Origin of the sequence: Streptomyces marianii (genome assembly GCF_005795905.1) — a bacterium.
Lineage (GTDB): Bacteria > Actinomycetota > Actinomycetes > Streptomycetales > Streptomycetaceae > Streptomyces > Streptomyces marianii.
Genome location: NZ_VAWE01000001.1, coordinates 5,684,699 through 5,702,853, shown reverse-complemented (window position 1 = coordinate 5,702,853; position 18,155 = coordinate 5,684,699). Strand labels below are relative to the sequence as shown.

Annotated in this window: 16 protein-coding genes and 2 tRNA genes; 3 read left to right on the top strand and 15 right to left on the bottom strand. The window is 71.7% G+C overall.

From position 1 onward, the window contains the following. Positions 1-545: 545 nt before the first annotated feature. Both FEF34_RS25840 and FEF34_RS25835 read left to right on the top strand, forming a co-directional pair. Positions 546-2,030: a ferric reductase-like transmembrane domain-containing protein gene (locus FEF34_RS25840; protein ID WP_138057726.1), complete on the top strand. Its 1,485-nt coding sequence runs from the start codon at positions 546-548 to the stop codon at positions 2,028-2,030. Continuing rightward, the gene (locus FEF34_RS25835; protein ID WP_138055276.1) at positions 2,027-3,613 is read left to right on the top strand and encodes an NADH-quinone oxidoreductase subunit NuoF family protein; all 1,587 of its coding nucleotides are present in this window, start codon (positions 2,027-2,029) and stop codon (positions 3,611-3,613) included. The genes FEF34_RS25840 and FEF34_RS25835 overlap by 4 nt, the downstream gene beginning before the upstream one ends. Positions 3,614-3,673: 60 nt before the next feature. On the opposite strand, the gene FEF34_RS25830 is transcribed toward FEF34_RS25835, so the two are convergent. The 9 genes from FEF34_RS25830 to FEF34_RS41450 all read right to left on the bottom strand — a co-directional run bounded on the left by FEF34_RS25830 (position 3,674) and on the right by FEF34_RS41450 (position 9,041). Next, positions 3,674-3,746, bottom strand: a tRNA-Ala gene (locus tag FEF34_RS25830). 467 nt (positions 3,747-4,213) lie between these two features. Then, positions 4,214-4,447: a hypothetical protein gene (locus FEF34_RS25825; protein ID WP_026277450.1), complete on the bottom strand. Its 234-nt coding sequence runs from the start codon at positions 4,445-4,447 to the stop codon at positions 4,214-4,216. A 3-nt stretch (positions 4,448-4,450) separates the two neighbouring features. Beyond that, the gene (locus tag FEF34_RS41455) at positions 4,451-4,615 is read right to left on the bottom strand and encodes a hypothetical protein (RefSeq protein WP_171053090.1); all 165 of its coding nucleotides are present in this window, start codon (positions 4,613-4,615) and stop codon (positions 4,451-4,453) included. 203 nt (positions 4,616-4,818) lie between these two features. Further along, positions 4,819-4,891: transfer RNA gene (locus FEF34_RS25820), tRNA-Ala, on the bottom strand. A 267-nt stretch (positions 4,892-5,158) separates the two neighbouring features. After that, on the bottom strand, positions 5,159-5,818 hold the full coding sequence (locus FEF34_RS25815; protein ID WP_138055275.1) for a histidine phosphatase family protein: 660 nt from the start codon (positions 5,816-5,818) through the stop codon (positions 5,159-5,161). Further along, the gene (gene rsfS / locus FEF34_RS25810) at positions 5,815-6,255 is read right to left on the bottom strand and encodes a ribosome silencing factor (RefSeq protein ID WP_138055274.1); all 441 of its coding nucleotides are present in this window, start codon (positions 6,253-6,255) and stop codon (positions 5,815-5,817) included. The genes FEF34_RS25815 and rsfS overlap by 4 nt, the downstream gene beginning before the upstream one ends. 173 nt (positions 6,256-6,428) lie before the next feature. Further along, positions 6,429-8,201, bottom strand: coding sequence for an LCP family protein (locus tag FEF34_RS25805; RefSeq protein WP_138055273.1), 1,773 nt, complete (start codon positions 8,199-8,201; stop codon positions 6,429-6,431). 19 nt (positions 8,202-8,220) lie between these two features. Next, complete coding sequence (gene nadD, locus FEF34_RS25800) at positions 8,221-8,841, bottom strand: nicotinate-nucleotide adenylyltransferase (RefSeq protein WP_138055272.1); 621 nt, start codon at positions 8,839-8,841, stop codon at positions 8,221-8,223. Between the two features lie 38 nt (positions 8,842-8,879). Continuing rightward, positions 8,880-9,041: a hypothetical protein gene (locus FEF34_RS41450; RefSeq protein ID WP_171053089.1), complete on the bottom strand. Its 162-nt coding sequence runs from the start codon at positions 9,039-9,041 to the stop codon at positions 8,880-8,882. A 281-nt stretch (positions 9,042-9,322) separates the two neighbouring features. On the opposite strand from FEF34_RS41450, the gene FEF34_RS25795 reads away from it, so the two are divergent. Next, positions 9,323-10,426, top strand: coding sequence for a M48 family metallopeptidase (locus FEF34_RS25795; RefSeq protein WP_138055271.1), 1,104 nt, complete (start codon positions 9,323-9,325; stop codon positions 10,424-10,426). On the opposite strand, the gene FEF34_RS25790 is transcribed toward FEF34_RS25795, so the two are convergent. The 6 genes from FEF34_RS25790 to FEF34_RS25765 form a co-directional block, all read right to left on the bottom strand. Further along, positions 10,411-11,511, bottom strand: a complete 1,101-nt coding sequence (locus FEF34_RS25790) for an SCO2583 family membrane protein (RefSeq protein WP_138055270.1) — start codon at positions 11,509-11,511, stop codon at positions 10,411-10,413. The two genes, FEF34_RS25795 and FEF34_RS25790, sit on opposite strands and share 16 nt — an antisense overlap. Positions 11,512-11,620: 109 nt before the next feature. Continuing rightward, positions 11,621-12,229, bottom strand: a complete 609-nt coding sequence (locus tag FEF34_RS25785) for an SCO2584 family spore wall biosynthesis protein (protein WP_138055269.1) — start codon at positions 12,227-12,229, stop codon at positions 11,621-11,623. A gap of 66 nt (positions 12,230-12,295) precedes the next feature. Further along, the gene (locus FEF34_RS25780) at positions 12,296-13,579 is read right to left on the bottom strand and encodes a glutamate-5-semialdehyde dehydrogenase (protein ID WP_138055268.1); all 1,284 of its coding nucleotides are present in this window, start codon (positions 13,577-13,579) and stop codon (positions 12,296-12,298) included. A 285-nt stretch (positions 13,580-13,864) separates the two neighbouring features. Further along, positions 13,865-14,431 carry a hypothetical protein gene (locus tag FEF34_RS25775; RefSeq protein ID WP_171053088.1) on the bottom strand — a complete coding sequence of 189 codons (567 nt, stop codon included), beginning with the start codon at positions 14,429-14,431 and terminating at the stop codon, positions 13,865-13,867. Positions 14,432-14,573: 142 nt separating this feature from the next. Beyond that, positions 14,574-15,680 (bottom strand): glutamate 5-kinase, encoded by a 1,107-nt coding sequence (gene proB / locus FEF34_RS25770; protein WP_138057724.1) that lies wholly within the window; start codon positions 15,678-15,680, stop codon positions 14,574-14,576. 206 nt (positions 15,681-15,886) lie between these two features. Further along, complete coding sequence (locus tag FEF34_RS25765; RefSeq protein WP_234042558.1) at positions 15,887-18,034, bottom strand: hypothetical protein; 2,148 nt, start codon at positions 18,032-18,034, stop codon at positions 15,887-15,889. Between the last annotated feature and the right edge of the window lie 121 nt (positions 18,035-18,155).

The window sequence follows — 18,155 nt, the reverse complement described above, 5'->3', positions numbered from 1 at the left end:
ATCCCCTCGCACAGGAGGGGACGCCGCGCCGATTCCGACCGGGAGATCACCGGTCGGGACTGATCAGCGCGGCCCGCTAAGCAGAAGGCGTACGGCACGCATGGCGCCAGGGTACAGCAGGCCACCTTCCGGCCGCACAGAGTGTCCGCCCGCCGGGTACGGGACGGAGCCGTGGGACCGGCGGGAACACCGCTCCACGGCCCTGTCCGGAACCGGACCCGGAGGCCCCGAATGTGCGGCTCTGCCAGGCGTCGTCCGCTCCGCCGAACGGCTCCCGAAGGGATGCGGAGGCCCGCAGGGTGAGTGGAGAACATCGCCCACATGAGTGAAGAACCGTTTCGGAAGGCCCAAGTTACTCGGCGTATCACCCCTATCCGGGGCAACCCCAGAGTCAGTTGTCGGTCAGGCTGACCACTAAACCTCGAAAACTCGTACCCACTGGTATGACGCCACTTAGAGTGCGACGACGGGACCGCTTTCCCGCACCATTCGGAGCCCCCATGAACCCTCGTCGCAAGATCCGTTCGTCCCCCGGTGAACCGGGCATGAGCCGGCAGGCACAGGGCGGACTGATCGCCGCTGCTCTCGTGCTCATCCCGCTGCTCGCCATCGTTGGCAACGATGCCTTCCGGGCCGCGCTGGACTTCGCCGCCGGCGTACTGTCCCTGGTCTCCCTGACCGCATCGGTCGCCTGGGGCCTCATCGCCACCGACCGCGTGTTCCTCTCCACGCGCCACCGCCTGCTCGCCCAGGCCATCCACAGAAGCACCGCCGTCGCCTCACTCGGCTTCCTGCTGCTGCACGCCACGGTCAAGGTCTCGCTCGACCACGTCGAACTGCTGGGCGCCCTCGTGCCGTTCAGCCTCGGCATCACCGGCACGTCCGGGCTCATCGGCTTCGGCTCGCTCGCCGGTCTGCTGATGGTCGTCGCCGGCTCGACCGGCGCCGCGCGCAGCGCACTCGCCGGCAACGGCCGCTTCGCGGGCCGCTGGAGGGCGCTGCACATGCTGGCGTACCCGGCCTGGTGCTTCGCTCTCGTGCACGGCCTCTACGCGGGTCGCCCCGCCGCCGGCTGGGTGACCGCGATGTACAGCCTGGCGCTGCTCGGAGTCGCCGCCGCCGTGTCACTGCGGCTGCTACCGCTGCCGGTGAAGCGGCAGATCGTCGAGCGGATCACGAGCCTGACCGGCGCGCCCGGCGATGTCCCCCGAGCCAACGAGCAGAACGTACGGGACATGGCGTCGGCGCCCCTCCCCGGTACGTCCGGTATTCCGTCGCAGCCCCAGGCGCGCTTCGAGCGCGAGTTCCCGCGCGGCGCCGCCGACCTCGGCGACCCGCCGGGCCGGCCGCTGGGTTCACCGCTCGGGTCCCCGCTGGGGCAGCCGCTCGGCGCCTCGCGCGGCGAGGCTCGCCGCCTCGCCGCCCCCTCGCCGCAGCTGTACGAGGCCACCCAGCAGCTCTACGACACGGCACCGACGCCCTCGTCCGAGCCGGCCACGGGCTCCTTCCCGGGCGCCGGCCAGGCCATGGGCGGGCCGCCGTCCGGCGACGGTCCCGGAACGGGGATCTCCGCCGCCTACCGCGCCGTGTCCCGGGCGGGTGACCCCTCCCCGCGCGCCGGCGGCCCCACTCCGCCGCGGGGGCGCTCCTCGGACGACGTGCCGTTCGCCGAGCGCGTCCCCATGACCGAAGAGCTGCCGGTCGTCCCCGACGACTCCTCCCCCCGCTCCGCGAGCTGGCCGACGCCGTCTCCGCCCCCGCCGGCCCAGGCCTTCCCCCCGCCGCCCGTGTCGGCCCCGTACGACACCGGCACGACCTCCCCGTACGGCGAGTCGTACCCGTCGCCGTCGGGCGCCGGGTACGAACCCGTCTCCCCGTACGGCACCGCCGGTACGCCCGGCGGCTACGACGGCAGCCCGTCCGCCGAGCCCTTCCCGGGCCCGTTCGACGAGACCCAGCCGCCGCCCGGCCCGCTGTATCCGCCCACGGCCGGGGAACCTTGGAACGCACCTGCAGGAGAACGACCGTGAACGCCCCTCTCCCCGATGTCCCCGAAGTCCGCGTTGTCGGCCTGCCCCAGCTCACCCAGGGATTCGACCTGGTCGAACGTCTCGACCTGTCCATGCACCTGAAGGTGCACGGCCCGCTCGAACCCATGAGCGGCGAGCGGCTGGCCCAGCTGGCCGAGAACATATCCCTGCGCGGTCGCGGCGGCGCGGGCTTCCCGTTCGCCCAGAAGCTGCGGGCCGTCGCCAAGGCCGCCATCCGACGGGGTGTGCGGCCCGTCGTGGTGATCAACGCCAGTGAGGACGAACCGGCCTGCCGCAAGGACACGGTGATGGTCAACCGTGCACCCCACCTGATCCTGGACGGCGCACTGCTCGCCGCCGAGGCACTGGGCGCCCGCACCCTGATCGTCGCGGTGACCCGCAACTCCACGGAGGTCTCCATACGCGCGGCGCTGGCCGAGCGAGGCTTGTCCGACCGGCGCGGACAGCAGCTGCGCGCTCGGGTCCAGCGCAACCCCGAGCGCATGGTCTCAGGCGAGGCCTCGGCGATCATCCGGGCCATCAACGGCGGCCCCGCGCTGCCTCCCGGCCGCCGGGAGCGCGCCGCCGAGTCCGGTGTGGCCGGGGCGCCGACGCTGCTGTCCAACGCGGAGACGTTCGCGCAGCTCGCCGTGGCAGCCCGGATCGGGGCCCGCAGGTACGGCCACACGGGCCTGGAGAACGAACCGGGGACGGTGATGCTGACGGTCTCCGGAGCGGTCGCGCGCCCCATGGTGATCGAGGTGCCGACGGGTGTGCCGATGCGGTACGTGCTGCAGCTCGCAGGCGCCCCGCCGGTGCCCCAGGGCGTGCTGACCGGCGGCTACCACGGCAACTGGATCGACGCCGCCGCGACGCACGAGGCCGTGATCTCCCGGGAGTCGCTGTCCAACGTGGGCGGGGCACTCGGCGCCGGAGCGATCCTCCCGATCGGCCAGGAGACGTGCCCGCTCGGCGAGGCACAGCGCGTGGCCAACTGGCTCGCGGCCGAGACGGCGGGCCAGTGCGGCCCGTGCAAGCTCGGTCTGCCCGCGGCGGCCGGCGGCCTGTCGGACGTGATCAACGGCGGCGGGCCGGCCGCCCTGGAGGCGCTGCGCGAGGTCACGCAGGCCGTCAAGGGCCGGGGGGCGTGCAAGCACCCGGACGGTTCCGCCCGGTTCTTCGCCTCGACGCTGTCGGCGTTCACGGACGATCTGGCCGCGCACGTCCTGCACGGCGGCTGCGGCCGGGAGACCGTCGGTGTGCTGCCGCTGCCCGGGCCCAGCGGCCAGGAAGCGCAGGAGTCCATTCCGAGCGGCGAGAAGCTCGCGGTGGACTGGACGCTGTGCCAGGGCCACGGCATCTGCGCGGAGATCGTGCCAGAGCTGATCCGTATGGGCGCCGACGGCTACCCCTCCGTGGCGGAGGCAGCGGTTCCGATGCATCTGCGGGGGCGCGCGCAACGCGGCGTGCGCCGCTGTCCCGCGCTGGCGCTGCGCATCGAGCAGGCGCCGGCCCCGCGGGGCAGCAAACCGGCCCTGCCGCCCGGCGGTGACCGTAAGGCGCTTGGCAGCGGCCAGGGTTGACACACGGAAGAGGGCCATCCGATCGGATGGCCCTCTTCCGTGTGCTCTGACAAGCTGCTGTGGAGCTAAGGAGAATTGAACTCCTGACCTCTTGCATGCCATGCAAGCGCTCTACCAACTGAGCTATAGCCCCTTGCTGTCAACCGCTTTACTTTCTCGGGTCTCCCCCGCGGCGACACAGAGAACATTACACGGTCCCCCCGGTGGTTCACCAAATCGTTTCCGATCCGCACCGGTACGGGCGATGACGTCCGCTTTCACGACCGTGATCGTGATGGCACCCGCCACCATCCGGAGGCTCGACACACGCGGCCTCGGCGCCGCAGGCGCCCGCCTCCGCCTTCTCACGGCGCCCCGAAGGGCGCGACGCACGGCCGAAGTGTCCCCGAACGACCTGTTCGTTCGTCGAGACCGCGAACCGGTGCCGCGCGCGGCACCGGGACGGTCTTCCGCTCGTACGCGCCGTCGCGGGTGCGCCATGACTCCGGCGGCCCGAACCGGCCCTGGGAATAGGCGACATAAGCATTTCGGCCCGTTCCGCGCCCGCGGCCGTCGCCGCGTCGGCGGCACTCGGCGGCACCGGGCGGACACTCAGGGACGTCAGGCCGTCGCGAAGGAGTAGAAGCGCTTGAGCGTGCAGTGCTCGTCGAGCAGTCGTCCGTAGATCGGCTCCCCCTCCAGCTCACGGTAGGTCTCGATGGGGTCGCCTTTTATGATCAGTGCCCGCGCGCACTCCTCGCACCAGTACTGGTACTCGGGGTTGACCGGGTCCATGTCCCGGACGATCGGCGTGCCGCTGCCGCACCAGTCGCACTTCCTCCGGTGTGCACCCATCATTCAGCTCCAGCTGTGGCCGCAGGCGGTGCACACGTACGAGATACCTCCGTTGTCGCCGAGCACTTGGGCAACGTGGGACGAACCACATGAGGGGCAGCTGAGGCCTGCGCGGGCGTTCGCAGCGAGGAGCTGGTCGTCGTTCTCCTCGTTGCCGCCTCCGGGCATCGCCTCTCCCTCCCGTCCAGGCCTTCGTCCCCCTTCAGCCGTCCCGATTCTGCCATGGCGGGACGAGGGGGTCATCGGCGTCGGCGAACCGGTGCGTCACCGTTCCGGAGATCATCACGACCGTGGGGCCAGGGTGCGCAACGGCCCACGGAAAGACGAAATCCCGCCCCCTACGGGGGACGGGATCCGGATGATGGTGCTTGTGGAGCTAAGGAGAATTGAACTCCTGACCTCTTGCATGCCATGCAAGCGCTCTACCAACTGAGCTATAGCCCCTCGCGTTCTTCGCGCTCCGCGCTGCGAACAAGAAGAACCTTAGCCTGTGACCAGCCGGAAAGTGAAATCCGGCCGGTCCCGGGCCGTCCGCCGGGCCCGGGGCGGGTCCGTGGCGGGCCGCACGGTGGTCCGGGAGCGGCCGCACGGTGGTCCGGGAGCGGCCGCACGGTGGTCCTCAGCACCACGGAAGCTGCCCTGAGGGCCCGCCGAGGGCTTCCCCCGACGGACGCGTCGGAGCGGTCCACGAACCGCAGCCGTACGGCCGGCTCAGTCGTCGTCGCCGAGGACCGGCTCGGGGAGGGTACCCGCGTTGTGCTCCAGCAGGCGCCAGCCCCTGGCACCCTCGCCGAGGACCGACCAGGAGCAGTTGGAGAGGCCGCCCAGGCCCTCCCAGTGGTGGGCCTCCAGGCCCAGGAGCCGGCCGATCGTCGTGCGGATGGTGCCGCCGTGGCTGACCACGACGAGCGTGCCCCCGTCGGGCAGCTTGTCCGCATGGCGCAGCACGACCGGCGAGGCCCGGTCGGCGACCTCGGTCTCCAGCTCGCCGCCGCCGCGGCGCACGGGCTCGCCACGCTTCCAGGCGGCGTACTCCTCGCCGTGCCGCTCGACGATCTCCTCATGGGTCAGGCCCTGCCAGACGCCCGCGTAGGTCTCGCGCAGTGAGGAGTCGTGGGTGACCTCGTGGCCGGTGATCGAGGCGAGCTGGTCCGCCGTCCTCGCCGCCCGCCTCAGGTCCGAACTGATGATCGCGTCCGGCTTCAGTGACGCCAGGAGCCGCGCGGACCGGCGTGCCTGGTTGACGCCGGTCTCGGTCAGCTCGATGTCCGTGGAACCCTGGAACCGGCGCTCGAGGTTCCAGGCCGTCTGGCCGTGCCGCCACAGGACGATGCGGCGGCCGCGGCCCTTGCCGGTGTCGCTGCGGCTCAGCTGAGCTCACCGTCCGATCCACTGCCGTCCCCGCTGAGCCTGGCGTGCTCCTCCGCCTTGCCACGCGTCTTCAGTGCGTCCTCGGGCAGCGGCAGCTCGGGGCAGTCCTTCCACAGCCGCTCGAGGGCGTAGAAGACCCTCTCCTCGCTGTGCTGCACGTGGACCACGACGTCGACGTAGTCGAGCAGGATCCAGCGCGCGTCGCGGTCGCCCTCACGGCGCACCGGCTTGGCGCCGAGCTCCTTGAGCAGCTTCTCCTCGATCTCGTCCACGATCGACTTGACCTGGCGGTCACTCGGGGCGGAGGCGAGGAGGAATGCGTCCGTGATCGACAGCACATCGCTGACGTCGTAGGCGATGATGTCGTGCGCGAGCTTGTCCGCGGCCGCCTGTGCGGCGACGTTGATGAGCTCGAGGGAACGGTCCGTAGCGGTCACAAGCAGGCTTTCGTCGGCGGTCGGGACCCCTCCAGGGTCTCACGGACCGCCGACAACCCACGCGGCCGTTCACCGCGGCAGCGCCCCGCACCCCGCGGGGCCGCCCGAAGGCGCGCGCCCGGATCACCCGGGCCAGCGGCACCCTCCGTCCCGCGGCTCACGACGCCGGCGGATCACCTGGGTTCGTAGTCCCGGCCGAGGACCACCAGCACGTCGGCGTTCGAGGCGGCCCTGCCCTTCTCGACCGCGCTCTCGTCCAGGCCCAGCGTCTTCGCGACCTCGACGGCGTTCTGCTTCTGCGCCGCGTCACCGTAGACGACCTGAGTCGACGACTCCGGCTCCGCCTCGCCGGCGTCCACGAACGCGTAACCGCCGTTCACCAGGACGATTCTGGTGCTCTCGGTCGCATCGCCGTCGCCGCTGGCGTTGCGGACGCCCACGCGGACCGCCGCGCCCTGCTCCGGTGCGCTCACACGGCCGCCGAGGACGTCCTTGACCACGCTGTCGCTCGCCTCCTGGCCGAGCCTGCCGTCGTCCTGGACGGGCAGCACGGCGGTCTTGTAGTCGCCGCCCTTGGCGTGCTCGGCGAGCTTCGCGAGCGACGCCCCGAGATCCTTCTCGGGCAGTGACGGGTCCAGGATCTGGGCCAGCGTCTCGACGGTCACCGTGGCGGCCTTGGCGTCGCTCGGCATCTTCCGCAGCACGCCGTACATGACCTGGCCGAACCTCTGGAGCTGCTTGGCCTCGGCCTCTCCGGGCGCGCGGTACGTGGCGTAGCCGACGGCCATGCGGCCGTTGAGCGTCTGGTTCTCGCCCTTCTTCACCAGCGGCGCCTCACCCTTCTTCGCGCCGGGCACGTCGGTGTCGGTGGTGATGTCGATGCCGCCGACCAGCTCGACGAGGTTCTCCAGGAAGGGGGTGTCGAGGCGCCAGGTGCCGCTGACACGGGTCCCGAGGAGGTTGCCGATGGACTCGCGCGTGCCGGTGGTGCCGTCCTCGTCGACGGACTTGCCGAGGGTGGTGGCGACCCCCTCGTCGTCGGCGACGGAGAGCGAGTTCGGGAGCAGGACGGTGGTGCCCTGCCTGGTGGTGGCGTTGTCCACGAGGAGGGCGGTCGAGGTGCCCTTCTTCCTGGTGTTGTGGAGGTGCAGGACGATCACGTCCCGTTTCTCCGGGCCGGTCGCGGTGGTCTGCGCGCCCCCGGGGTCGGAGGTGCCGGGCAGCTTGCCCGCGTACCAGAGGTAGCCGACGCCGCCGGCGAGCACGAGGGCCAGGACGACGGCCAGCGCCACGGTCCGGTTGCGCCCTCGCCGCTTCGCCTCCTCACGGCGCTCGGAACGGCTCTCGGTGAACTTCAGCCAGTCGATGACGTCCTCGGAGTCCTCGTCCGGCTCCTCGACGAAGGAGAACTGCTCGGTGCGGTAGTCCCCGTCGCCGCCGCCCGCGCGGCGGCGCTGTCCGGGTACGGCGGGGGCGCCCCGGTCCGGCCCGGGCGGGTCCGGACGGTGCCGCTCGTCGGGCCCGGGCGGGGCGGTGGGCTGCTGCTGGGGCGGGACGCTCCACTGCCGGGTGGTGTCGACGGCGGCCTGCCGACCCGTGTCGTACCCGTGGCCGTCGTAGCCGTAGCCCTCCTGCGGCTGCTGGGACTGAGGGTGCGGAACGGGCTGCTGCCGGCCGTACGGGTCGTACGACTGGGGGTGCGGCGACCGGGGGTGCTGCTGAGACTGCGCGTAGGGGTCGTAGCCGTACCCCTGGGGCTCCGGGGGCGCCGGCTGCTGGTACCGCGACTGGTGCCGGTCCTGGGACTGCGGGCCGTACGCGTCGTAACCGTGGGACTGCGGGTCGTGCTGGGGCTGCTGGTAGACCGGCTGCCCGTACTCGTCATAGCCGATGATCTGCGGTTGCTGCGGGTAGTACGGGTCGTACGGGTTCTGCTGGTCGTTCACCGGTGCCCCTCTCCGTGGCTCACTCGCCGCGGTACAACTGGCGCTTGTCGATGTAGCGCACCACACCGTCCGGCACCAGATACCAGACCGGATCGCCCTGCGCGACCCTCTCCCGGCAGTCGGTGGACGAGATCGCCAGCGCGGGCACCTCCACGAGGGAGACGCCGCCCTTCGGGAGCCCGTCGTCGGTCAGGTCGTGTCCCGGCCGGGTGACGCCGATGAAGTGCGCGAGTGAGAACAGTTCCTCGGCGTCCCGCCAGGTGAGGATCTGGGAGAGCGCGTCGGCCCCGGTGATGAAGAAGAGGTCCGAGTCGGTGTTGAGCGCCCGCAGGTCCCGCAGGGTGTCGATCGTGTACGTCGGTCCGCCGCGGTCGATGTCGATGCGGCTGACGGAGAACTGCGGGTTGGAAGCCGTGGCGATGACCGTCATCAGATACCGGTCCTCCGCCGGCGAGACCGCCTTGTGGCTCTTCTGCCACGGCTGTCCGGTCGGTACGAACACCACCTCGTCGAGGTGGAACAGGGCCGCCACCTCGCTGGCGGCCACCAGGTGTCCGTGGTGGATCGGGTCGAACGTCCCGCCCATCACGCCGAGTCGGCGTTTCCCGCGGCCGGTCGTAGGCGCTTCCTGCTGTCCCATGCGTGCAGAGCCTACTGGCACGGCCGTTCGGTTCCGTCTCAGCGGTCGCGATTGAAGCGGGTGGTGATCCACAGCAGCAGGAGCAGCGCGCCCAGCGCGCCGAAACCGGTGAGGTAGGGGCTGAGGCTTTGGTGGCTGCCACCGTGCTCGGCTCCCTCGGCGAGAGTGACCAGGGTGGCGGCGGTGCTGGCGAGACTCATCTTCTGCAGGCCCTATCGATCGGAGTCGGAGACTTCGGGCACATCGTATGCGTGCGCTCCGGGCACGCTCACGCCGACTCAGTCGTTGTCGGTTTCGCCGTCCCGGTCCCACGGGCGTGCGCGGTGTCCGCCGGGCGGGCGCCGCCCTGTGGAAACCGGTCCCGGCGCAGTTGTCCACAGCCCCCGCCGCATCGCAACCCCAGCGCCTAGTGTGGGGTCTGTCAGGGGGACGGGTCACGACCCGCGACGCCGGCAGGACGTGTGAAGAACCAGGGGGCACCATGACCGACAGCAGTTCCGAGAACGTACCGGGCAGGCACCGCACACGCTTCCCGGGGATCTCCTCGCGGGCGTACGAGCACCCGGCGGACCGTTCGGCGCTGGTCGCCCTGCGCAAGCTGAGCGGGTTCGACACCGTGTTCAAGGCGCTGAGCGGGCTGCTGCCGGAGCGCAGTCTGCGGCTGCTCTTCCTCTCCGACTCGGTGCGGGTGAGCGACGCCCAGTTCGCGCACCTCCACACGATGCTGCGCGACGCCTGCTACATCCTGGACCTGGAGAAGGTCCCGCAGATGTACGTCACCCAGGACCCGAAGCCCAATGCCATGTGCATCGGCCTGGACGAGCCGATCATCATGGTCACCACCGGCCTGGTGGAGCTGCTGGACGAGGAGGAGATGCGGGCGGTCGTGGGCCACGAGGTGGGGCACGCCCTCTCCGGCCACTCCGTCTACCGCACGATCCTGCTGTTCCTCACCAACCTCGCGGTGAAGGTGGCCTGGATCCCGCTGGGCAATGTGGCGGTCATGGCGATCGTGACCGCGCTGCGGGAGTGGTTCCGCAAGTCGGAGCTGTCCGCGGACCGGGCAGGGCTGCTGGTGGGCCAGGATCTGCAGGCTTCGATGCGCGGTCTGATGAAGATCGCGGGTGGCAACCACCTCCACGAGATGAACGTGGACGCCTTCTTGGAACAGGCCGAGGAGTACGAGGCCGGGGGCGATCTTCGGGACTCCGTGCTGAAGATCCTCAACATGCTGCCGAGAACGCATCCTTTCACCACCGTGCGCGCCGCCGAGCTGAAGAAGTGGGCGGAGAGCCGCGACTACCAGCGGATCATGGACGGCCACTACCCGCGGCGCACGGAGGACAAGGACACCTCCGTCACCGACTCGTTCCGCGAGTCCGCGTCGCACTACGCGGACTCGGTGCGCAGCAGCAAGGATCCGCTGATGAAGCTGGTCGGCGACATAGCCGGCGGCGCGGGCGACCTGGGCGGCCGTCTGCGCGACAGGTTCACCGGCCCGTCGGCCGGCGGGCACCGTGGCGGCGGCAACGGGAACTCGCCGAAGGACGGCGGTCCTGGGACGACGGGTCAGCCCGAGGGCTGAGTGCCGGTCGTGAGGGTTCCGCAGACCGCGGGGGCGGCGCGACGCGTGTCGTACGGGTCGGTGCCTGCCGGTCCCCTGCCGGTCGCCCGCTGACCCGCCAGCAGGGGCTCCATCAGGGCGGCGGCGTCGGCCGAGCAGGACATGGGGCCGGCCTGCACATGGCTGAGCAGCAGTTCAGCCCGGTGAGTGCGAAGGTCGTCGCGGTCGAAGCGGAAGTGCAGCTGGCGCCGGACGGTGAAGAGGGAGGCCGTGTCCACGGCTCGCCCGTCCGCGGCGGTGGGCGCGCCGGTCTCGTTCCCCGCGGGCCGCACCGCGTAGGCGAAGGTGTGGTCCGAGGTCACCTCCAGCGTGTCGGGACCGGCTTCGGCGAAGGCCAGCGTGCCCCGGACCCGTACCTCCGGGGCGGCCAGGGCGATCCGGTCCGGGTCGAAGCGGACGAGCCAGCCGGTCGCCGCGTGGCGCCCGTCGTCCTCGGGAGCGTTCATCGACCGGTCGAACTGGTTCAGCTGGTCCGGGTCGAGCAGTACCCGAACCGGCCGCACGGCGCCCTCGGTGAGCACCGCGGGGTCGAGGGAGGACGCCACCAGGTAGTCCTTGGCGATGGTCAGCGCGGTCGTCACCTGGTCGTCCGAGAAATTCTTGGTGTGCCGTACGGCCGGATGGGTGATGCCGGCCGCTCCGACACGGAAGTCGGCCGCGGGGCTGCGGGCGTACAGTCCGGCCGGGTCGCCCCCGGGCACGGTCCCCTCGGGGGCGAGCGGGACGACCACGGTCCGCAGCGCTTGGACGGGCTGGGTCCCGGGCGGCCGGTAGGGGTGTCGCACGCCCATGTAGACGGCGGTGCCGAAGGCCATCGCGATCAGCAGCATCAGCACCAGGAAGTGCCTGGGCCCGTTGCGCAGCCCCCGTCCGGGGCGGCTGCGGACGGCTTTGGCGTGGTCCCCCATCCGTTCCTGCGCGGAGAACTCCTGGAGGCGGGCAGCGCGAACGAACGATTCGTCGAAGACGACGGACCGGTACTCGTCGTCGTTTCCGCCGGGGAGCCCCTCGGGTGTCCCCTCAGGTGGGTCTCCACGCCCTGCCATATCTTCAGAGTAGGTCTGCGGGGAGCCGCGTAAACGCGCTGCCGCGGGCCGGGGTGCGGCGCGAGGGGACCCGCCGGGCGCCGCGACCCGGTGGGACGGGACCTCCGGGTCAGGGCATGCGGGGGGCCGCAGAGACGGGAGGCGCGGAGTACTGGGCCGAGGCGGAGGGGCCCGTGACCCGGTCGGGGACGGCGCCCTTGGCGGGCGCGTCGACACCGGTGGTGGCGGGTGTCGGGACGCGGTCCTGGCGGTTGGCGGCCGCTCCCCGGTACACGGCCGTGAAGGCCAGGGCGACCATGCCGACGCCCATCACCACGGCGAGGACCCAGGCGACAGGCCGGTGCCAGCGGGCCGAGCCCCGGTAGGGCCGCAGCGCGCCGCCGTGCGGTCCGTAGGGGTCCGCGTAGCGGTCGAGGCCGTCGGGGTCGAGGTCCCCGTAGGGGTGCTCCCTGCCGTGTTCGCCCGCGGGGCCGTAACCGTCGTCGTAGAGGTCGTCGTCGGCGGGGACGGCCCCGGAGCGGGCACGGGCCGCCTCGGCCTCGGCACGTGCCTGTGCGGCCGCGAGCAGCCGCTCCACGGCGCTCGGTTCATGGATCTCGGCCGCCCGTACGAAGTCCTCGTCGAACACCACGGAGGCGAAGTCCTGGTCCGCGCCTCCGCGGTCGTCGTCAGGCTCCCGGCCGTCCGGGAACGGCCTGCCCCCCACGTCGTCCGGCACGACATCAGGGTAGACCTGGCCGTGGGTTTTCGTCAGGGAGTGCGGGCAACTGACCGCGCTCCTCCGTCACCGGGTGTGACCGTCCCCCGTCACGATGTACTTGGTCGAGGTCAGCTCGGGCAGCCCCATCGGGCCCCGGGCGTGCAGCTTCTGCGTGGAGATCCCGATCTCGGCGCCGAAACCGAACTGGCCGCCGTCGGTGAAGCGGGTGGACGCGTTCACGGCCACCGTCGTCGAATCCACCAGCCGGGTGAAACGGCGGGCCGCCGCCTGGGAGGTGGTGACGATGGCCTCGGTGTGCCCGGAGGACCACAGGCGGATGTGCTCGACGGCCTTGTCGAGGGAGTCCACCACGGCCGCGGCGATGTCGTAGGACAGGTACTCCGTCTCCCAGTCCTCGGCCGTGGCGGGCACGACCGTGGCCTTGGAGCCCTCGGCGAGGGCGAGGGTGCGCTCGTCGGCGTGGACCGTGACGCCGGCCTCCGCGAGTGCGTCCAGGGCCCGGGGCAGGAACGTCCCCGCGATGTCCTGGTGCACGAGGAGGGTCTCGGCGGCGTTGCAGACGCTGGGCCGCTGGGCCTTGGAGTTGATCAGGATCTCGACGGCCATGTCGAGGTCGGCCTCGGCGTCGACGTAGACGTGGCAGTTTCCGGTGCCGGTCTCGATGACCGGCACGGTGGACTCCTCGACCACGGTCCGGATCAGGGAGGCCCCGCCCCGCGGGATGAGGACGTCGACGAGACCGCGGGCGCGCATCAGTTCCCGTACGGAGTCGCGGCTCTCACCCGGGACGAGTTGCACGGCGTCCGCCGGCAGCCCGGAGCCTCCGACGGCGTCCCTCAGGACCCTCACGAGGGCCGAGTTGGAGGAGTAGGCGGAGGAGGAGCCGCGCAGCAGCACGGCGTTTCCGGACTTCAGGCAGAGCGCGGCGGCGTCCACCGTCACGTTCGGCCGGGCCTCGTAGATGATGCCGACCACGCCGAGGGGGACGCGGACCTGGCGGAGGTCGATCCCGTTGGGGAGGGTCGAGCCGCGGACGATCTCGCCGACCGGGTCGGGCAGCGCGGCGACGTGCCGCACGTCGGCGGCGATGGCCCGGACCCGCTCCGGGGTGAGGGTGAGCCTGTCGATGATCGCCTCGCTCGTGCCGGCTTCCCGGGCGCGGGCGATGTCCTCGGCGTTGGCCTCGACGATCTCGCTCGTCCGGACCTCGAGGGCGTCGGCGATCGCCAGCAGGGCGTCGTCCTTGACCGCGCGCGGAAGTGGCGCAATGTCGGCGGCTGCGGAGCGGGCCCGGTAGGCGGCCCGGATGACCGGGGTCAGGTTGTCGTACGGCGAAAGCGAGGTCATGCCCGCAGGGTAATGCGCGCTCTGCCGGCACTCCTCACGTATCCCGCACTGCGAGACGTGACGGACCGGGCGCTGGTACCGGACGGGGCCTGGCACGACACCGAGCACCGGTACCGGACGGGGCCTGGCGCGACACCGGGCACCGGTACCGGACGGGGCCTGGCGCGACACCGGGCACCGGTACCGGACGGCACGCTCCCGGCGGCGGAGGCCGGCCGGTCACGGGTTCCGGTTCCGGGGCTCCGCCGTCGGACTCCCCTGCGCCGCCCCGAAAGGCCACCGTCTTCAGAACGGGTGAACGCCGACGGGTGTGGCCGGGGGCGGCCCGTACCCTTCGGCGATGCGCTGGTGGTAGGTCTCGCGGTCGATGACCTCCAGGCCCACGATCTCCCACGGCGGGAGTTTCGCCGTCGAGCGGTGCTCGCCCCACAGGCGCAGGGCGACCGCCGCGGCGTCGTGCAGGTCCCGGGCCTCTTCCCAGTAGCGGATCTCGGCGTGGTCCTTGGCGTACCGGCTGGTGAGCAGGAAGGGGTGGTCGTGGGCGAGCTGCTCCAGTCCGCGCCTGACCTCCTTCAGCGGCGTCTCGGCGCCCGAGACGCAGAGGGTGATGTGCCACAGCCGGGAGACGGCCCGCTCCTCGCCGTGCGGCCCGGTGTCCTCGCCGGCCTCGCGCTCCCCTCGGAGGGACCCGCCGGCGGGGGCGAGGCCGTCCTGTGAGCCGAGGTCCGCGGGCCGCTCGAAGTCGGCGCCCGCGTCCACACTGCTCAGGGCCCGCTGCTCCCCCACGGACCTGCGGGCGTGGGTCGTTGCCCGTGTCCCACGGGGCGCCGCCCCTGGGCGCGCTCGTCTCACCGGCGGCCTCCTGTTGATGCGTCGTGGTCCCGAACCCCGCCTTACCCCCTGACAAAGTTGACCAGTCCGGGGCCGGGCGCGGGGCGGTTTTGATGAAGGTCCCTGCCGGAGGGCCGGACTTTCAGCCGTTTCAGGGGTGACGTCAGGGGTTCAGGACAACGAGATCGTCCCTGTGTACGACCTCTCGCTCGTAGGCGGGGCCGAGTTCTCTGGCGAGGTCGCGGGTGGAGCGGCCGAGGAGGAGCGGGAGTTCCTTGGAGTCGAAGTTGACCAGTCCGCGGGCCACCGCCCTGCCGTCGGCGTCGCGCAGCTCCACCGGGTCCCCGGCGGTGAACTCGCCGTCCACGGCGGCGATTCCGGCGGGCAGCAGTGACTTCCTGCCCTCGACGACGGCCTGGACCGCTCCGTCGTCGAGGGTGAGCGCGCCCCGCGGGGTGGAGGCGTGGGCGAGCCAGAGCAACCGGTCGGCGGAACGCCGCCCGGTGCAGCGGAAGTAGGTGCCGGTGTCGCGCCCGGCGAGGGCGTCGGCGGCGCGGGACGCGGAGGTGAGGACGACCGGGACGCCGGCCGCGGCCGCGATCCGTGCCGCCTCGACCTTGGTGACCATGCCCCCGGTGCCGACGCCGGCCCTGCCCGCCGAGCCGATCTCCACGCCCGCCAGATCGGCGGGGCCTCGGACCTCCTCGATCCGGGACGTGCCGGGCTTGCCGGGGTCACCGTCGTAGAGACCGTCCACGTCGGACAGCAGGACCAGCAGATCGGCGCGGACGAGGTGCGCGACGAGGGCCGCGAGCCGGTCGTTGTCACCGAAGCGGATCTCGTCGGTGGCGACCGTGTCGTTCTCGTTGACGACCGGAACGGCTCCCATGGCGAGCAACTGGTCGAGGGTGCGGTAGGCGTTGCGGTAGTGGGCGCGGCGGCTGGTGTCGTCGGTGGTGAGGAGCACCTGCCCGACGCGGACGCCGTAGCGGGCGAAGGAGGCGGTGTAGCGGGCTACGAGCAGTCCCTGGCCGACGCTTGCGGCGGCCTGCTGCCGGGCCAGGCCCTTGGGGCGGCGGGCCAGCCCGAGGGGGGCGAGTCCGGCGGCGATGGCGCCGCTGGAGACGAGCACTATCTCCTTCTCGCCGCCGCTGCGGACCTTGGCCAGCACGTCCACGAGGGCGTCCACCCGGTCGGCGTCGAGTCCCCCGGAGGCCGTGGTGAGTGAGGACGAACCCACCTTGACGACAACCCTGCGTGCTTCCGTCACGTACTGCCTTGACACTGTCACGTGGCGAATCTATGTCAGTCCCGGCTGTCGGCGCGCCTCCGTTTCGCCGGCTGGACAGGCTCCCGGACAGGGCGGGGCCGGGCGCGCCGGGCCGTTCGCCATCGGGTCCCGCGACGCGGGCCGGCCCGTGAACACGCCCCTCGCGGGGCCGTTCACGGGCCGGTGGGAGGTGCTCGGCCGCCGGGTCAGCCGGCGGCGGTGGCCGTCGCCTCCGCGCTGTGGGTCTCGGCGGCGCCGTTGTCCTCGGCCTCGGTGCTCTGCCCACCCGCGTCGGACTCGCGGTCGAGCTCACCGATCGCCTGCTCGCCGATGCGCTGCTCCACCCCGGCGTTACGGGCCTCGGCCTTGACCGCGAGGGCGCGCACGGCGGCGTCGAACTGCTCGATCGACGTGGGCTCGTCGGGCCCGAGGAGGTACTTCCTCAGCTCGGCGCGCGCGCCGGCGAGGCTGTCGGCCGCCGGGTCGGCGACGGCCGCCAGCAGACCGTCCAGCTCTTCGGCGCCGTTGGAGAGGACGACCGCCGCGCGGACCGCGGTGTTCTGGCGCCTGAACTCCTCCGCGCCGAGTTCCGCGGAGTCCGTCACCGCGTACGGCTTGCCGCTGGCGATGAAGTCCGAGACGACGCTGGAGATGTCGGAGACCATGGCGTCGGACTCGTTGAAGCAGTCGTAGAGGGTGGGCTGGGCACCCGTCACGATCGTGTGCTCCCACCAGCCGAAGGACCGCCAGTAGGCGGCGTTCCACTCGGTCCGCAGGCTCTTGATCTCGGCGAGACGCACGGGGTCGGCGAGGGAGACGCGGGACTCCTCGGCCTGGTCGCCGCCCGAGCGGCCGGGCTTGGTGAGCTCGGCGAGCCGGGCCTCGATCCGGATCAGCCCGGCGCGCGCGGCGGCCCGTTCGGCCTGTCCTGCGGCGGTCTCGGCGGCCCAGCGGGGGTCGGCGGCACGCTCGGCGGCCGCCTTCCGCACCATCGCCGTGATCCGCTCGTGGGCGGCCAGCGCCTTCTTGCTGCGGATGCCGGTGAAGGGGTGCGGCTTGTAGATCAGGCGCACCGGGCGCTCCGCCTCCAGCAGCCGCCGGACGATGTTCTCCCCGGCGAGCAGCAGGGAGGTGTTGCCGGGGTTGTTGTCCCAGCCCTCCCAGGTGGGGGCGTAGAGGACGGTGGGGACGGGGTTCTTCGGCGTGCCCGTCCACGGCTCGATGGGGGCCAGCTGCGGCCGGCCGACCTCGACGATGTCGTCGTCGCGGACGCCGACGTCGGCGAGCGCGTACCGGTCGCGGCCGGCCCGGCCCGCGGTCCACACCTCGTCGTACACCTTGGAGAAGGGGTTGACGCTGGCGAGTTTGTCGCTGTCGCCGTGGCCGATGAAGACGTGCTTCATGGTCGGGACGCGCAGCATGTGGATGTTCTTGCCGACATTGGCCGGGTAGAGCGTGACGCGGACCGAGTCGAACTTCATCGCCATCAGGTGCTGGCCGCCGGGGATGCACAGCACGGGAACGGAGGTCTCGTTGAGCTTCGCGACGAGACCCCGCTCCCGCATGATGACGATCGGCCGGCCGTCGAGCTGCTCCATGGTCTCGAGCCACATGTTGACCTGGTAGGCGGAATCCTCGGAGCCGGAGAAGTACAGCGCGACGGTGGGCTGGTACTCGCCGAGCCATTTCTGGACGGCCTTGAGGACGGCCGGCCCGGAGGGCACCCGGCGCCTGCGGCGCAGATAGGGCACGAGCGCCACGGTGTAGAGGAGACCGAGGGCGACGCTGGCGGCGGTACCGGCATAGCCGACGACGTCGTACCCGGTGGCCGCCGCGACGATGACGCCCGCCATCGCGGGGATGTCGAGGTGCAGCATCTTCTCGCCGGAGCGGCGCAGCAGGGCGCGCGGCGGGGCGTCCGGGATGCGCACGGCGTGGAGGTCGACGTTGCGGGTGACGACCGGCATGGTCCGGCGCAGCCGGATCAGGGTGGAGAGCGCGCCGTGCGGCGCCTGGAGTCCGTAGAAGAGCAGGAAGCAGGCGACCGCCGCGTAGAACAGTGGTCCCTCGGCGAGTCCAGCGCGGGCGAGCAGCAGGATCAGCAGCAGCTCACGGAGCAGGAAGCGGATCGGCAGACCGGCCCGGACCTTGTTGAGGCGGTTGACCAGGTAGCTGCCGCGCTGGTGCAGATACCAGTCGGCGACATAGGTCACGGCCGCGGCCGCCGCGAACATCCAGATGTCCGGGATCAGCGCGGCGATCATCACGCATGGATAGCTCAGCCCCATGAGGACCGCGGCGGCCAGCTCTGACCGGCTGCCCACACGTGCCAGGCGAATGGCGGTCGAAATCACGTAGAACCTGCTCCAAAGGTGCCGGTTGATTCACATTGGAGGAAATTGTGAGGGCGGGCCTCACTAACTCGGGCCTCTGCATCGCAGAAGCGATCTCAGAGGCCCGAATAAGATCTTTGAT

What these genes read in the sequence shown, in the direction of transcription:
- FEF34_RS25840 (WP_138057726.1), top strand. Translation starts at nt 546, where the DNA reads ATGAGCCGGCAGGCACAGGGCGGACTGATCGCCGCTGCTCTCGTGCTC.
- FEF34_RS25825 (WP_026277450.1), bottom strand. Translation starts at nt 4,447, where the DNA reads ATGGGTGCACACCGGAGGAAGTGCGACTGGTGCGGCAGCGGCACGCCG.
- FEF34_RS25790 (WP_138055270.1), bottom strand. Translation starts at nt 11,511, where the DNA reads ATGGCAGGGCGTGGAGACCCACCTGAGGGGACACCCGAGGGGCTCCCC.
- FEF34_RS41450 (WP_171053089.1), bottom strand. Translation starts at nt 9,041, where the DNA reads ATGAGTCTCGCCAGCACCGCCGCCACCCTGGTCACTCTCGCCGAGGGA.
- FEF34_RS25795 (WP_138055271.1), top strand. Translation starts at nt 9,323, where the DNA reads ATGACCGACAGCAGTTCCGAGAACGTACCGGGCAGGCACCGCACACGC.
- FEF34_RS25780 (WP_138055268.1), bottom strand. Translation starts at nt 13,579, where the DNA reads ATGACCTCGCTTTCGCCGTACGACAACCTGACCCCGGTCATCCGGGCC.
- nadD (WP_138055272.1), bottom strand. Translation starts at nt 8,841, where the DNA reads ATGGGACAGCAGGAAGCGCCTACGACCGGCCGCGGGAAACGCCGACTC.
- FEF34_RS41455 (WP_171053090.1), bottom strand. Translation starts at nt 4,615, where the DNA reads ATGCCCGGAGGCGGCAACGAGGAGAACGACGACCAGCTCCTCGCTGCG.